This is a genomic window from Phaeobacter sp. JH20_02, assembly GCF_048056915.1.
Lineage (GTDB): Bacteria > Pseudomonadota > Alphaproteobacteria > Rhodobacterales > Rhodobacteraceae > Phaeobacter > Phaeobacter bryozoorum.
This window is the reverse complement of record NZ_JAYMVP010000022.1, coordinates 117,425-131,579: the sequence shown is the minus strand read 5'-3', so window position 1 is coordinate 131,579 and position 14,155 is coordinate 117,425. Positions and strand designations below refer to the sequence as shown.

Below are 14,155 nucleotides of genomic sequence, written 5' to 3'. Positions count from 1 at the left end.
GGCAGATGATCAGATATGCAGCACTCCTTGGCCTGTCCCTGACAGTAGCCGCCTGCGGATATGAAGCGGGCGAACCGCTGGACCGCTCGGTCTTTGGCAATGCGACCAATTCCAACGCCGCCGTGATGGCCGGAGAGCGGGACTTTGCGATCCAGCTCGCCACCCGGTTTGCTGAGGAGGTGCCAAATACGATCACCTTTGCCTTTGACAGCGCGCAGCTGGATGGCAACGCCCGCGCCGTGCTGGATCAGCAGGCCCATTGGATCAGACAGTTCCCGGAGGTGCGATTCCGTGTCTTCGGCCATACCGACGCCGTCGGCTCTGCCAGCTACAACAAGGCCCTGGGCCTGCGCCGCGCCCGTGCCGCCGTCGCCTATCTCGTCTCTCGAGGCATCAGCCGCAGCCGCTTGGAGGCAGTTGTGTCCTTTGGCGAAACGCAGCCTCTGATCCCCACCTCCGACCGCGAACGCCGCAACCGTCGCACCGTGACCGAGGTCAGCGGTTTCCTGAAGCGCCATCCCACTGTTCTGGATGGAAAATATGCGCAGATCATCTACCGCGAATATGTCGAAAGCGCGGTGCCACGCACCTCTCTGACCAGCGAACGGTCGATCAGGACCACCCTGGAATAAGCGCAGGACGACAGGGTTGACAGCGGTTAACCCTGTTCAGGCTTCATTAGGAATTCCCCACAAATGGGCCGCCTTGGCCCCAATCTCGCCCAGATCTTCACCGACATTGTTCTCAAGAGGTAATGTGCGTCCAAATGCCGGACGTGCGTGCTAGCGTGCTCTGGCCAACATGGTGCGACACGCCCCGAGAGAAGGATTACGGTGATGAGCAGCGGTATGCCGCAGACAGAAGCGAACGCGATTGTTGCCTGCACGATCAGCCGCGACGTGCAGAACTTTGACCTGCTGATCGAAGACATGGAAGCCACCATGGGCGAAGCCTGGGGCGATCTCGGCTTTACCGAGGCGCTGGCCTTCTTCAACCAGAGTGAAGCCGAAGCGCTGGAATTTGTGGCGCTGGCGCTGGACAGCGCCGACGAAGACAATCTGCAATTGATGGGCACCATCATCACCGAGGCAAAGTCCCGCAATATCAAAGTGATCCTGATTGCCGAGGACGTGACCCCCGCCGCACTGCACAGCCTGCTGCGCCAGGGGGCCGATGAATTCATCCCCTACCCGCTGCCCGAGGGGGAGCTGCAGGCCGCCATCGAACGGCTGCGCCTGGCCGAGGCCGAACGCACCGCCCAACCGCAGCACGCTCTGAAAACCGGCAGCCAGCGCGACGGCGCGGTCATCGTCTGCCACGGTCTGGCCGGCGGCAGCGGTTCAACCACGCTGGCGGTAAATCTCGCCTGGGAGCTGGCGCAGCTTTCCACATCGGAGACCCCGCGCGTCTGCCTTCTGGATTTTGACCTGCAATACGGGTCCGTCGCAACCTATCTCGACCTGCCGCGCCGCGAGGTGGTGATGGAGATGCTGAGCGATACCGAGAATCTCGACGAAGACATCTTTGGCCAGGCGCTGGTCACCTATGAGGACAAACTACAGGTGCTGACGGCGCCGGTGGATATGATCCCGCTGGAATTCATCACCCCCGAAGATATCGAACGGGTGGTAACGCTGGCGCGCAGCCATTTTGATTTTGTCGTCATCGACATGCCCCACACGCTGGTGCAATGGTCTGAAACCGTTCTCAATATGGCGCATGTCTATTTCTCCATGGTCGAGCTGGACATGCGGTCGGCGCAAAATGCGCTGCGCCTGAAACGCGCTCTGCAATCGGAGGAGCTGCCGTTTGAAAAGCTGCGCTTCGCATTGAACCGCGCACCGAAGTTCACCGACCTCAGCGGCAAGAGCCGCGTCAAGCGTATGGCGGAATCCTTGGGCATTTCCATCGACCTGCAGCTGCCCGACGGCGGCAAACAGGTTGCGCAGGCCTGCGACCACGGCACCACGCTGGCCAGCTCGGCCGCCAAGAACCCGCTACGCAAGGAAGTTCTGAAACTGGCCCAATCGCTGCATGACCTCGGTCAAAGCGACGCTGCGGCGGCCTGAACCCAGATTTAACCAGGGGCGTTCCTTTCATGTTCTCGAAGTATAAAAAACAATCCGCCACCCCCCGCGCTGCGGCGCAGCCGGCGCCCGTGGCCACGCCCGCCCCGCAAAAAGCCGCCCCGGCCGTCTCCATGCGCCGACCAATGGTCGGCACTCCCGCCGAGGCTGCCCCGGCGGACAAGGAACGCAAGCGCAAGGAGCGGATGGGTGAGATCAAGATCCAGCTCCACCGCGAGCTGCTGGACAACCTGAACCTCGCTGCACTGGAACGCGCCAGCGAGGCGGAACTGCGCGCCGAGATTTCCTCCATCGCCACCGAAATCCTTGAGGAAAAAGGCATCGTTCTCAACCGTGAGGACCGCCAGACCCTGACCAAGGAGCTCTATGACGAGGTCACCGGCCTTGGCCCGCTGGAAACCCTGCTTCAGGATGATACGGTCAACGATATCCTTGTGAACGGCCCGCATCAGGTTTTTGTCGAACGCGACGGCAAGCTGCAGATGTCGGATGTCACATTCAAGGATGAAAAGCACCTGATGCGGATCATCGACAAGATCGTCTCCGCCGTGGGTCGCCGTGTCGATGAAAGCAACCCTTACGTGGACGCCCGTCTTGCCGACGGCTCGCGCTTTAACGCCATGGTGCCGCCGGTCGCGGTCGATGGCTCGCTGGTGTCGATCCGTAAATTCAAAAAGGACAAGCTGGGCATTGACGATCTGGTCAGCTTCGGCGCCTTCACCGAGGAGATGGCCGCCTATCTTCAGGCCGCTGTCTCCACGCGCCTGAATGTCATCGTTTCGGGCGGGACCGGCTCTGGTAAGACCACCACGCTCAATGCGCTGTCGTCCTTCATCGACAATGCCGAACGCATCCTGACCATCGAGGATACGGCGGAACTTCAGCTGCAACAGACCCATGTGGGCCGGATGGAAAGCCGCCCGCCCAACGTCGAGGGTCGCGGCGAGGTTTCCCCCCGCGACTGTCTCAAGAACGCCCTGCGGATGCGCCCGGACCGGATCATCGTGGGCGAGACCCGCGGCGAGGAGGTCATCGACATGTTGCAGGCGATGAACACCGGCCACGACGGGTCCATGACCACGATCCACGCCAACTCCGCCCGCGACGGCATCTCGCGCCTGGAAAACATGATCGCCATGGCCGGCATCGAAATGCCGATCAAGGCGGTACGCAGCCAGATCGCATCGGCGGTCAACATCATCGTGCAGGCCTCGCGCCTTCAGGACGGGTCGCGCCGCATGACCTCGATCACCGAAATCACCGGCATGGAGGGCGATGTGATCTCGATGCAGGAAATCTTCCGCTTCCAACGCGTCGGCCTGACACCCGATAACAAGATCATCGGCCATTTCACCGCCACCGGCGTGCGCAGCCACTACTCCGAGCGCTTCCGCCTCTGGGGCTATGACCTGCCCGCGTCGATCTATGAACCCACCGTGATGGAGGCCCGCTGATGCAACTGAGTGCAGAACCGATCATCTACGGCCTGATCTTCATCGGCGTCTTGGTGCTGGTCGAAGGTCTCTACCTGGTGACATTCGGCAAATCCATCAGCCTCAACAGCCGCGTGAACCGCCGTCTGGAAATGATGGACAAAGGCGGCAACCGCGAACAGGTGCTGGAACAGCTGCGCAAGGAAATGCGCCAGCATATGAGCGCCAAGTCGATCCCGCTCTATTCCCTTCTGGCTGAACGCGCTCAGAAAGCGGCCATCGCCTTCTCACCGCGCCAGCTGATCATGATCATGGGCGGCGTCGCGGCCATCGCCTTTGTCGGTCTCAGCGTCGGCACCAGCGCCGAACTGCCGCTGCGGCTGCTGGCCTCGGTGATCATCGGCGTCGGCGCCGTGTTCTTCTGGGTCAACAAAAAAGCCGCAAAACGCATGGCGATGATCGAAGAACAGTTGCCCGATGCGGTCGAACTGATGGTGCGCTCCCTGCGCGTCGGCCATCCGTTTTCCTCTGCCGTGCAGATCGTCGCCAATGAGGTCGAAGACCCGCTGGCCACGGAATTTGGCGTGATCGCCGACGAAAGCGCCTATGGCCGCGATGTCGGCGAGGCGCTGAAGGAAATGGCCGAACGTCTGGACATGCAGGACATGCGCTTCCTTGCCGTGGCCGTCACCATCCAGCAGCAATCCGGTGGTAACCTCGCCGAGGTGCTGGCCGGTCTGGCCAAGGTGATCCGCGCCCGCTTCCGTCTGTTCCGCCGCGTGAAGGCCATCACCGCCGAGGCGCAGTGGTCCGGCAAATTCCTCTCCGGCTTTCCGCTGTTCTGTCTGGGCGGCATCCTGGCTAAGGATCCGGGCTATTACGACAGCGTGATCGACCATCCCTGGTTCATTCCCGCCTGCTTTGTTGTGGGCGCCATGCTGACCGTCAACCTCTTCGTCATGCGGATGCTGACGAACATCAAGGTGTGAGGCAATAATCATGACATCCCTGAGCGATATCAACGACCTGCTGACCTCCCATCTTGGCCCCTTCGGCCCGCTTCTGGTGGTCGGGCTGATCGGCCTCTTCATGATCCTGCTGGCGATTCCGCTGCTGCTGAACCAGCCCGAGGATCCGCTGAAGAAACTGCAAAAAAGCATGTCGGCCAGCACCCAGACCAAACCGAAAAAGGAACGTCTGCGGCAGGCCGATCGCAACGAGCAGCTGCAGAAATTCGCCTCCTTTCTGGAGCCGCAGGACGCCGCCGAACTCTCCAAGATGGAGCTGAAGCTGCGTCAGGCCGGCTACCAGTCCAAGGACTCGGTCCGCTTTTTCCACTTTGCACAGTTTGCCCTTGGCCTCATCGGCCTCGCCGCGGGTCTGTTCTATGTCTACGTGCTGAACGCGGACATGGAATATGACAGCCAGCAGATGGTGATCCGCATCATCGGCCCCGGTGCCGCCGCCTATATGCTGCCGAAATACTGGATCACCCGCCGCATCGAGGAGCGCAAACAGGAGATCACCTCGGGCTTTCCTGACGCGCTGGACATGATGCTGGTCTGCGTCGAGGCAGGTCAGTCGCTGGATCAGGCGATTGTGCGCGTGGCCAAGGAGCTGCATGCCTCCTACCCGGCGCTGGCCGAGGAATTCGAGGTGGTCGCCCAGGAGATGAAGGCCGGCAAGGACAAGGATAAGGTCATGCGCGACATGGGCACCCGCTGCGGCGTGCAGGATGTGTCCTCCTTTGTGACCGTGATGATCCAATCCGCCACCTTCGGCACCTCGATTGCGGAGGCACTGCGGGTCTATGCCAGCGAAATGCGGGACAAGCGCGTCATGCGCGCCGAAGAGGCCGCAAACAAGTTGCCAACCAAAATGACCCTTGCCACAATGACCCTGACGGTGCCGCCGCTGCTGATCATTCTGGTCGGACCCTCGGCACAGGGCATCGCCAATCTGGGCAATATGAGCAAATAACACATGATGACATTGGGTTGGGCCATCCCCTCCCGTCTCTATCGACTGATCCCCGCCACCCTCGCGCTTGCGTTGGTGGCGGCTTGCATGTCGCCGGGCGGAAAACCGGATCCAAAGGATCCCCTTGGCGCGCCCGCCCTGCCCGGCGTTGATCCCCGTGGCACCGCCGAAAGCGGGCTTATTGTTGGGCACCGTCTGATGGCCGCCGCCGAGTATGAGCTGGCGCTGGATGCCTTTACCCGCGCCGCATTGGAAGAGGGTCTCAGCGCCGAGGTGCTCTCTGGCCTCGGGACCGCGAATCTGGGGCTGGGCCGTCTAGGTCAGGCCGAAACCCAGCTGCGCCGCGCGGTCGCAAAGGATCCCGACTGGCCTGCGGCGATGAACAATCTCGGCGTCGTGCTGATGGAGCGGCAGAAATACCCGGAGGCCGAGCAGACCCTGCGCCGCGCCTTCGCCCTCGATAATGGCGAAAGTGACGCAATCCGTGAAAATTTCCGCCTTGCCCTCGCAAAACTTGATCAGAACACGCATAGTGATCCGCAACAAAAAGGCTATGCACTGGTGCAACGCGGAGGGGGCAGCTACCTGATTCGCACGTCCCAGTGACGCAAGGCCTAGAGGCAGAGCAGCACAGAGGACGCAAAAAATGCGCCAGCAGATTTTCGTATCCGCATGTCTGGTCGGTGGGCTTGTCCTGTCGGCCTGCGCCAAGGACGACACCGAAGCCGTGGACCGCGCCTTTCAGGAGGTGAATGTGGTCGACGAGAGCAATCTCAACGATGTGATGCTGACGGTTGCCGATCCAAACGAAGCCGTCACCTATTTTCAGCGCACCGTCAAATCCGCACCCGACCGGATCGACCTCAACCGCGGGCTGGCGATCTCGCTGATCCGCGCCAAGCGCAACACCGAAGCGGTTGCCGCCTGGAAAAAAGTCGTCTCGCTGCCCGAGGCCACCGATGAGGACCGTATCGAACTGGCCGACGCGCTGATCCGCACCAGCAACTGGGACGAGGCCAAGGCCACCCTCGACAAGGTGCCGCCCACCCATGAGACCTACAAACGCTACCGGCTGGAGGCGATGGTCGCCGACTCGGAACAGGACTGGAAACGCTCCGACAGCTTTTACCAGACCGCCGTCGGCCTCACCACACAGCCCGCCCGCGTGATGAACAACTGGGGCTATTCGAAACTGACCCGTGGCGATTACGCCGAGGCCGAGCGCCTGTTCGGCGATGCCATCCGTCAGGATCAGTCGCTGTTCACCGCCAAGAACAATCTGGTGCTGGCCCGTGGCGCGCAGCGCAACTACACGCTGCCGGTGATCCCGATGGATCAGGTCGAACGCGCCCAGCTGCTGCACACGCTGGCGCTATCGGCTGTAAAACAGGGCGACGTGCAGACCGGCGAAAGCCTGCTGCGGCAGGCGATCTCGACCCATCCGCAGCATTTCGACGCGGCGGCGCGCGCACTTGCTGCGCTGGAAAACGGCTAAGACCGGAGCCCCCACCCCATGCTGATCTCGGCCCATGTCGCCCTGTGGTTCCTGCCCTTTGTGGTGCCGCTCTGCTGTGTGGTCGCGCTGAATGACCTGCGCCATATGCGAATCCCGAACTGGACCGTGGATCTTCTGGCCGTGATCTTTGTCCTTGTCGGCCCCTTCCTGATGAGCTGGACGGACTATGGCTGGCAGTTGCTGCATCTGCCCATCGGCATCGGCCTTGGCTTCCTGTGCTACAGCGCGGGCATGGTCGGCGCAGGGGACGCCAAATTCGCCGGTGCCGCCGCGCCCTTTGTGGTGTTTGGCGATCTCTCGGTGGTGGTGATGATCTTCTCCGCCATGCTGCTGGCCGGGTTCCTCACCCATCGCATCGCGAAATACACCCCCCTGCGCCGTCTCGCCCCGCATTGGAAGAGCTGGGAGGTCGGCAGCAAATTCCCCATGGGCCTCTGCCTTGGTGGCACGCTGGTGTTTTATCTGGTGCTGGGCAGCCAGCTGGGTCAGAGCGCCCCGGTCTGAGGCATCCCGGTCCAGATCTCCCCCGACTGACAATTTCCTAAAATGCCCCGCATGTGGTCGGTCCCTTCGCGGAAATGCACCAGCTTTGCCCCGCTTGTGCCACAGTGCTGAATAAACTCTTGTCTGAACAGTCGGGCGCCACCGGGCGCAACATTGAACAATCGAGACAGGCAGGCCGCAGCATGAACATGCAGACATCCGCCGTAGTGGCACCCCCTACCCCGCGCGGGCTGGAGCAGATGCAGCTCCCGATGGTGATGATGCGGGATATCCTGCTCAAGACCATTTTCCGCAAGACCTGCGAAAACGTCAGCGAAATCGCCGCCGCCATCTGCCTGCCGATCCCGGTGACGCAGGAACTGGTCGATATCGCCCGCGAACAAAAGCTGCTGGAGGCAACCGGTACGCTCAACGCCAACAGCGGCAATGAAATGGGCTATCAGCTGACCGAGGCGGGCAAAGCCCGCGCGCTGGATGCGCTCAGCCAGTCGGAATATTACGGCGCCATGCCGGTGCCGCTGCACATCTACCGTGAACAGGTCAAACGCCAGTCAATCCGCAATATTCTGGTCACCCGCCAGCAACTGCTCGGTGCGATGGGCCATCTGGTCCTGCCCGACAGCCTGCTCGATCACCTCGGCCCCGCTGTCAGCGCCGGCCGCTCGATCCTGATGTATGGCCCGCCCGGCAACGGGAAATCCTCCATCTCCAACGGCATCCGCGACGCGCTGGGGGATCACGTCTACGTGCCGCGCGCGATTGAATATGCCGGTCAGGTGATCACGGTCTATGATCCCATCGTTCACACTGCCGTGCCGCTGCCCGAGGACGACCCCAACAGCCTGCGCCGCGCCCGCCGCTTTGACAGCCGCTATGTCTGCTGCGAACGGCCCACGGTGGTGACCGGGGGCGAGCTGTCCCTGTCGATGCTGGATCTGGTCTACAACCCAACCGCGCGCACCTATCAGGCGCCGCTGCAGCTGAAATCCACCGGCGGCATCTTCATCGTCGATGACCTGGGCCGCCAGGCGGAATCACCGCAGGCGCTGGTCAACCGCTGGATCGTGCCGCTGGAAGAGGGCCGCGATATCCTCTCCCTGCAATCGGGCGAGAAATTCGAGGTGCCCTTTGACACGCTGGTAATCTTCTCCACCAACTTCCACCCCAATGAGATCTTCGATCAGGCGGCGCTGCGGCGGATCTTTTTCAAGATCAAGATCGACGGGCCAAATCAGGAAAACTTCCTCAAGATCTTTGCCATGGTCGCCCAGAAGAAAGGCGTGCCCCTGGACGAGGCGGCGCTGGTGCATCTTCTGAAACGCAAATACCCGACCATCGACAATATCTACGCCAATTATCAGCCGGTGTTCCTGATCGACCAGATGAAGGCGATCTGCGATTTCGAAGGCATCCCCTATCAGATGTCTCCCGACCTCATCGACCGCGCCTGGGCCAATATGTTCGTCAAGGACGAACACATCGTCAAATGAGCCCCCCCAAAGTTTTTTGATAAACTTTGGCCAGAACGTTTAGAAAAGTTCTGCCACCGCGCCTAGATAAGTCGGATGAGCAGTCTTCCCGATGTCATCACCGCCTGGTTCCACGACCGTGGCTGGACCATTCACCCGCACCAGCAGGAGATGCTGGCGCGCGCGGATGATCCGGCAACGCTGCTGATCGCCCCGACCGGCGGCGGCAAGACGATGGCGGGTTTCCTGCCCACTCTTGCCGATCTTGCTACCGGCGAACACCGCGGGCTGCACACGCTCTACGTCTCGCCGCTGAAGGCGCTGGCGGCGGATATCAAACGCAACCTGCGCACCCCGGTCGAGGAGATGGGCCTGCCCATCCGCATCGACGACCGCACCGGTGACACGCCCGCCTCCCGCAAGCGCAGCCAGCGCGCCGACCCGCCGCATATCCTGCTCACCACACCCGAAAGCCTCGCGCTGCTCACCTCCTATGAGGACGCGCCGCGGATGTTTGCGGGACTGAAACGGGTGGTACTGGACGAGATCCACGCCCTCGCCGAGAGCAAGCGCGGCGACCAGCTGATGCTCGCCCTGACCCGGCTTCAGGCGATCTGTCCGGACATGCGCCGCGTCGGCCTTTCGGCCACCGTCGATGATCCCGCCGCCATCGCGCAGTATCTGGCCCGCCACCCGGATCCCTGCGATATCGTTCTGGCCGACCCCGGCCCCGCCGCCGATATCCAGATGCTGCACACGGATGCAGCCCCGCCCTGGTCCGGGGGCGGCGCTGCCCATGCCATCCCCGCCGTGCTTGAGCAGATCAAGGCGCATAACACCACGCTGATCTTCCACAACACCCGCGCCCAGGCAGAGATCTTCTTTCACAACCTCTGGCTTGCCAATGATGACGCGCTACCGATCGGCATTCACCATGGCTCACTCGACCGGGTGCAGCGGGACCGGGTCGAGGCAGCGATGGTGCGCGGAGAGCTGCGCGCAGTGGTCTGTACCGGCTCGCTTGATCTGGGCATCGACTGGGGGGACGTCGATCTGGTGATCCAGATCGGCGCGCCGAAGAACGTGAAACGGCTGGTCCAGCGCATCGGCCGCGCCAACCACCGCTACAATGCACCCTCCAAGGCGCTTCTGGTGCCGGCCAACCGGTTTGAGGTGGTGGAATGCCGTGCCGCCCTTGAGGCGGTGGAGGCAGGCACGCTTGATGGCAGCCCGCGCACACCCGGCCCCCGCGACGTGCTCTGTCAGCACATCCTGATCCGCGCCTGCGCCGGTCCCTTCGCCGCCGATGACCTTTTTGCCGAGGTCACGGGAGCCGGCGCCTATGCCAGCCTCAGCCGGGCTGAGTTCGACGCCTGCCTCGATTTCTGTGCCACCGGCGGTTACGCCCTCCGGGTCTATGACCAGTGGCAACGGCTGCTGCAACGTCCCGACGGGATGTGGCAGCTGCGCGACCCCCGCGCCGCCCGCCGCATCCGCATGAACATTGGCACCATTCAGGACGCCGACCTCCTGAAGGTCCGACTCAAACGCAGCCGCGGCGGCAAACCGCTTGGCGAGGTCGAAGAGAGCTTTGCCGCCACCCTCACCCCGGGCGACACCTTCCTCATCGGCGGCCAGATCGTGCGGTATGAATCGCTGCGCGAAATGACGGTCGAGGTCAGCCGCAATGCCAGCCGGAAACCGAAGGTCGCGGTCTTCTCCGGCACCAAATTTGCCACCTCGACCCAGCTCAGCACCCGCATCCTCGATATCCTGCAACGCGACAGCTGGCCCGATCTGCCACCGCACACCGCCGACTGGCTGGCGCTACAGAGCGAGGTCTCACAGATGCCCCGCCGGGGCCAGCTGCTGCTCGAAAGCTTTCCCTTCCGGGGCCGCGAACACCTCTGCATCTACGGGTTTGCCGGGCGCAATGCGATGCAGACCCTCGGTCTGTTGCTGACCAAACGGATGGAAGAGCTGTCGCTCGATCCGCTTGGCTTTGTCGCCACCGATTATGCCACGCTGATCTGGGGGCTCAGCCCGGTTGACGACCCCGCCCCGCTGTTCGATCCTGCCGAGCTGCGCGCGGGTCTGGACGGCTGGCTCGCGGGCAATGCGGTGATGAAACGCAGCTTCCGCGCGGTGGCCACCATCGCAGGGCTGATCGAACGCAACACCCCCGGCCAGCGCAAGAACGGACGACAGGCGACATTCTCCTCCGACATCCTCTACGACACGCTCCGTAAATATGATCCCGATCACCTGCTCTTGGACATCACCCGGCAGGAGGCGCTTGGCGGGCTGGTGGATTTCGGCCGCATCGAGGAACTGCTCAGCCGCATCAAGGGAAACATCACCCTCAACCGGCTGTCGCAGATCTCACCGCTGGCCGCGCCGCTGCTGCTGGAGGCAGGCAAGGTCCCGGTGAAAGGTGCCGCCCAGGAAAAGCTGCTGCAACGCGAAACCGAAGAGCTGATGCGCAGCGCCGGGCTGGCAGAGCTGGCTCCGCCCGGCGCTGCGTCACCCTGACGGCTGAATCTGCCGTCTTGCACCCTCCCGCAAAACCGGCGATCAGAGCAGCCATGACCGGCTATGATCTCTCCCTCGCAGGCCAGCGCCTCACCGCGCTTGGTGCTGGTGCGCTCTGGTGGCAGGCGCAGGGGCTGCTCTGTGTCTCCGACCTGCATCTGGGCAAATCCGAACGCCAGCTCCGGCGCGGCGGCCCGGCCCTGCCCCCCTATGAAACCCGCGATACCCTTCAGCGTCTTGCCGCGGTGCTTGACCAGACCCGTCCCGAAACGGTCATCTGCCTCGGCGACAGCTTCGACGATGACGCGGCGGCAGCCGCCTTGTCAGATGCCGACCAAACCCGTCTCGACCAGCTGATCGCGGCTCATCGCTGGATCTGGATCACCGGCAATCACGACCCTGCCCCCAGCGGGCTGGCGGGCGACGCCTGTGACAGCCTGACCCTCGGCCCGCTGCTGTTTCGTCACATCGCCGACCCCACCTTCAAGAGCCACACCGGCGCTGAGACCCCGGGCGAAGCTGCCGCCGAGATATCCGGCCACTACCACCCAAAGGCGCGTCTGCGCGGCAACGCCCGGCCTGCGTTCCTGGCCGATCACCAGCGCCTGATCCTGCCCGCCTTTGGCACCTATACCGGCGGTCTCTGCACCACCAACCCGGCACTCTCGGATCTCATGGCGCCGCGGGCCCTCGCGATCCTCACCGGCCCGCGTCCGCTGCCCTGCCCGATGCCACGCTGACCCGCCGCCGCGGATCTGCGCGCAGCGTCACCTCCCCATCGCAGCACTCGCGGTCTATGCTGGCTGCACATGCGAAAGGGACAGCCATGATCGAACAGCGCATCCGCGACAGCTTTGCCAGACAGAGCATGATGCAGACATTGGGTGCCGAGGTTGCCAGCGTCGGCACCGGCACCGTCACCATCTCCGCGCCCATCCTGCCGGGCAGCCGCCAGCAGCACGGAGTCGCCCATGCGGCGCTCAGCTTTGCCATCGGAGACAGTGCCGCAGGCTATGCCGCTCTGACCCTGATGCCCGAGGACAGCGAGGTGATGACCGCCGAGATGAAGATCAATCTTCTCGCACCGGGTGCAGGCGATATGCTGCGCGCCACGGGCCAGGTCATCAAACCCGGCCGCCGTCTGATCATTGTCACCGCCGAGGTCCACGCCATCACCGGAGAGGATGAAAAACTGATCGCCCTGTTGCAGGGCACCATGGTGCCAGTCGCGGCCTGATCCGCGCGCCCTGATCCGCGGGTTTTTCCCACCTGTCACTTTTCCAAAAAATACTCCCGCCGGAGGCATCCGACGGGAGCAGCAGATCTCAGCCATCCGCAGATGGCAGGTCGGTTCTGATCAGGCGGTCAGCCCTTCCGGCTCCGCCAGACCATTGGCGCGGCAGCAGGCCGTCACGGTATTGGCCAGCAGGCAGGCGATGGTCATCGGGCCGACGCCACCGGGCACCGGGGTGATTGCGCCGGCGCGCGCGGCCGCACTCTCAAAATGCACATCGCCCACCAGACGGGTCTTGCCCTCGCCTTTTTCCGGTGCGTCGATCCGGTTGATGCCCACGTCGATGACGGTGGCGCCTTCCTTGATCCAGTCGCCAGGCACCATTTCAGGACGACCCACAGCAGCGACAACAATATCGGCGCGGCGGACAACATCCGGCAGATCCTTGGTGCGGCTATGTGCGATGGTCACGGTGCAGCTGTCGCCCAGCAACAGCTGCGCCATCGGCTTGCCAACGATATTGGAGCGGCCAATGACAACCGCGTCCATGCCCGACAGCGAGCCATGATAGTCGCGCAGCATCATCAGACAGCCAAGCGGCGTGCAGGGCACCATGCTTTTCTGACCGGTGCCCAGCAGGCCCACGTTGGAAATGTGGAACCCGTCCACGTCCTTTTCTGGCGCGATGGAGTTGATGATCAGGTCTTCGTTCAAATGACCCGGCAGCGGCAGCTGCACGAGGATGCCATGCACCGAGGGATCCTTGTTCAGCTGATCGACCACCGCCAGCAGGTCCTCTTCGGAGGTGTCGGCCTCCAGCTTGTGCTCAAAGGAGTTCATGCCCGCTTCAACGGTCTGCTTGCCCTTGGAGCGCACATAGACCTGGCTTGCCGGATCTTCACCCACCAGAACCACCGCCAGACCGGGGGTGATGTCATGCTCTTCCTTCAACCGGGCCACGTGGCCTGCCACCTTCTCGCGTACGGTGGCGGCAAAGGCCTTGCCGTCGATGATATTCGCTGCCATTGCTTCTGTCCTCTTGCTGCGCGCCGCTCCGGGCCGCGTTACTCCTCGCGAATGATCTGTGCCTCGCGGGCTATCGACCATTCCACAAGCTGGCGCCACAGGCGCTCGACCAGATCGGGATCAAGCCCTGCCGTGCTGGCCGTCATCCGGGCATTCCCGACCACTTCTTCGACACGGGCCGGTATGCGCGCGGGCCAGTTATTGGCCGCCTTCAGCTCGATCGCACGGTCGATATAGCCCGCCCGCTCGGCCAACAGGGCAATCAGCTCCCGGTCCAGCCTGTCGATCTGCTGCCGCAGCGCCGGCATGTCGGCACAGTCCTGCGGCGGGTGTCGTTCGCTCATCTTTAAACTCCTGCGGCCCGAGGGGATCCT

14 protein-coding genes are annotated in these 14,155 nt (G+C 63.0%); 12 read left to right on the top strand and 2 right to left on the bottom strand.

What is annotated here, in order from left to right:
* Nucleotides 1–5: 5 nt before the first annotated feature.
* The 12 genes from VWY34_RS07400 (at nt 6) to VWY34_RS07345 (ending at nt 12,758) form a co-directional block, all read left to right on the top strand.
* Entirely contained in the window at nt 6–632 is a 627-nt protein-coding gene (locus VWY34_RS07400; RefSeq protein WP_340544632.1) for an OmpA family protein, read from the top strand.
* Nucleotides 633–836: 204 nt separating this feature from the next.
* On the top strand, nt 837–2,069 hold the full coding sequence (locus tag VWY34_RS07395; protein ID WP_416544218.1) for an AAA family ATPase: 1,233 nt from the start codon (nt 837–839) through the stop codon (nt 2,067–2,069).
* A 29-nt stretch (nt 2,070–2,098) separates the two neighbouring features.
* Entirely contained in the window at nt 2,099–3,541 is a 1,443-nt protein-coding gene (locus tag VWY34_RS07390; protein ID WP_416537317.1) for a CpaF family protein, read from the top strand.
* Nucleotides 3,541–4,509, top strand: coding sequence for a type II secretion system F family protein (locus VWY34_RS07385; protein ID WP_340544629.1), 969 nt, complete (start codon nt 3,541–3,543; stop codon nt 4,507–4,509). The genes VWY34_RS07390 and VWY34_RS07385 overlap by 1 nt, the downstream gene beginning before the upstream one ends.
* 10 nt (nt 4,510–4,519) lie before the next feature.
* Nucleotides 4,520–5,500, top strand: a complete 981-nt coding sequence (locus VWY34_RS07380) for a type II secretion system F family protein (protein ID WP_340544628.1) — start codon at nt 4,520–4,522, stop codon at nt 5,498–5,500.
* 3 nt (nt 5,501–5,503) lie between these two features.
* Nucleotides 5,504–6,106 carry a tetratricopeptide repeat protein gene (locus tag VWY34_RS07375; RefSeq protein WP_340544627.1) on the top strand — a complete coding sequence of 201 codons (603 nt, stop codon included), beginning with the start codon at nt 5,504–5,506 and terminating at the stop codon, nt 6,104–6,106.
* 40 nt (nt 6,107–6,146) lie between these two features.
* On the top strand, nt 6,147–6,995 hold the full coding sequence (locus VWY34_RS07370; protein WP_340544625.1) for a tetratricopeptide repeat protein: 849 nt from the start codon (nt 6,147–6,149) through the stop codon (nt 6,993–6,995).
* An 18-nt stretch (nt 6,996–7,013) separates the two neighbouring features.
* Nucleotides 7,014–7,520, top strand: coding sequence for an A24 family peptidase (locus VWY34_RS07365; protein ID WP_416544219.1), 507 nt, complete (start codon nt 7,014–7,016; stop codon nt 7,518–7,520).
* A gap of 182 nt (nt 7,521–7,702) precedes the next feature.
* Nucleotides 7,703–9,010, top strand: a complete 1,308-nt coding sequence (locus tag VWY34_RS07360) for an ATPase (RefSeq protein WP_340544623.1) — start codon at nt 7,703–7,705, stop codon at nt 9,008–9,010.
* 75 nt (nt 9,011–9,085) lie between these two features.
* A complete protein-coding gene (locus VWY34_RS07355) occupies nt 9,086–11,521 on the top strand; it encodes a ligase-associated DNA damage response DEXH box helicase (RefSeq protein WP_416544220.1) in 2,436 nt (811 codons plus the stop codon).
* A 53-nt stretch (nt 11,522–11,574) separates the two neighbouring features.
* Nucleotides 11,575–12,261, top strand: a complete 687-nt coding sequence (pdeM, locus tag VWY34_RS07350) for a ligase-associated DNA damage response endonuclease PdeM (protein ID WP_416544221.1) — start codon at nt 11,575–11,577, stop codon at nt 12,259–12,261.
* An 86-nt stretch (nt 12,262–12,347) separates the two neighbouring features.
* A complete protein-coding gene (locus VWY34_RS07345) occupies nt 12,348–12,758 on the top strand; it encodes a PaaI family thioesterase (protein ID WP_416537314.1) in 411 nt (136 codons plus the stop codon).
* Nucleotides 12,759–12,878: 120 nt separating this feature from the next.
* Here the strand turns inward: VWY34_RS07345 and folD are convergent, their stop codons facing one another.
* Nucleotides 12,879–13,781, bottom strand: coding sequence for a bifunctional methylenetetrahydrofolate dehydrogenase/methenyltetrahydrofolate cyclohydrolase FolD (gene folD, locus VWY34_RS07340; protein WP_416534698.1), 903 nt, complete (start codon nt 13,779–13,781; stop codon nt 12,879–12,881).
* 38 nt (nt 13,782–13,819) lie between these two features.
* Nucleotides 13,820–14,125 (bottom strand): chorismate mutase, encoded by a 306-nt coding sequence (locus VWY34_RS07335; protein ID WP_340544616.1) that lies wholly within the window; start codon nt 14,123–14,125, stop codon nt 13,820–13,822.
* Nucleotides 14,126–14,155 lie beyond the last annotated feature (30 nt).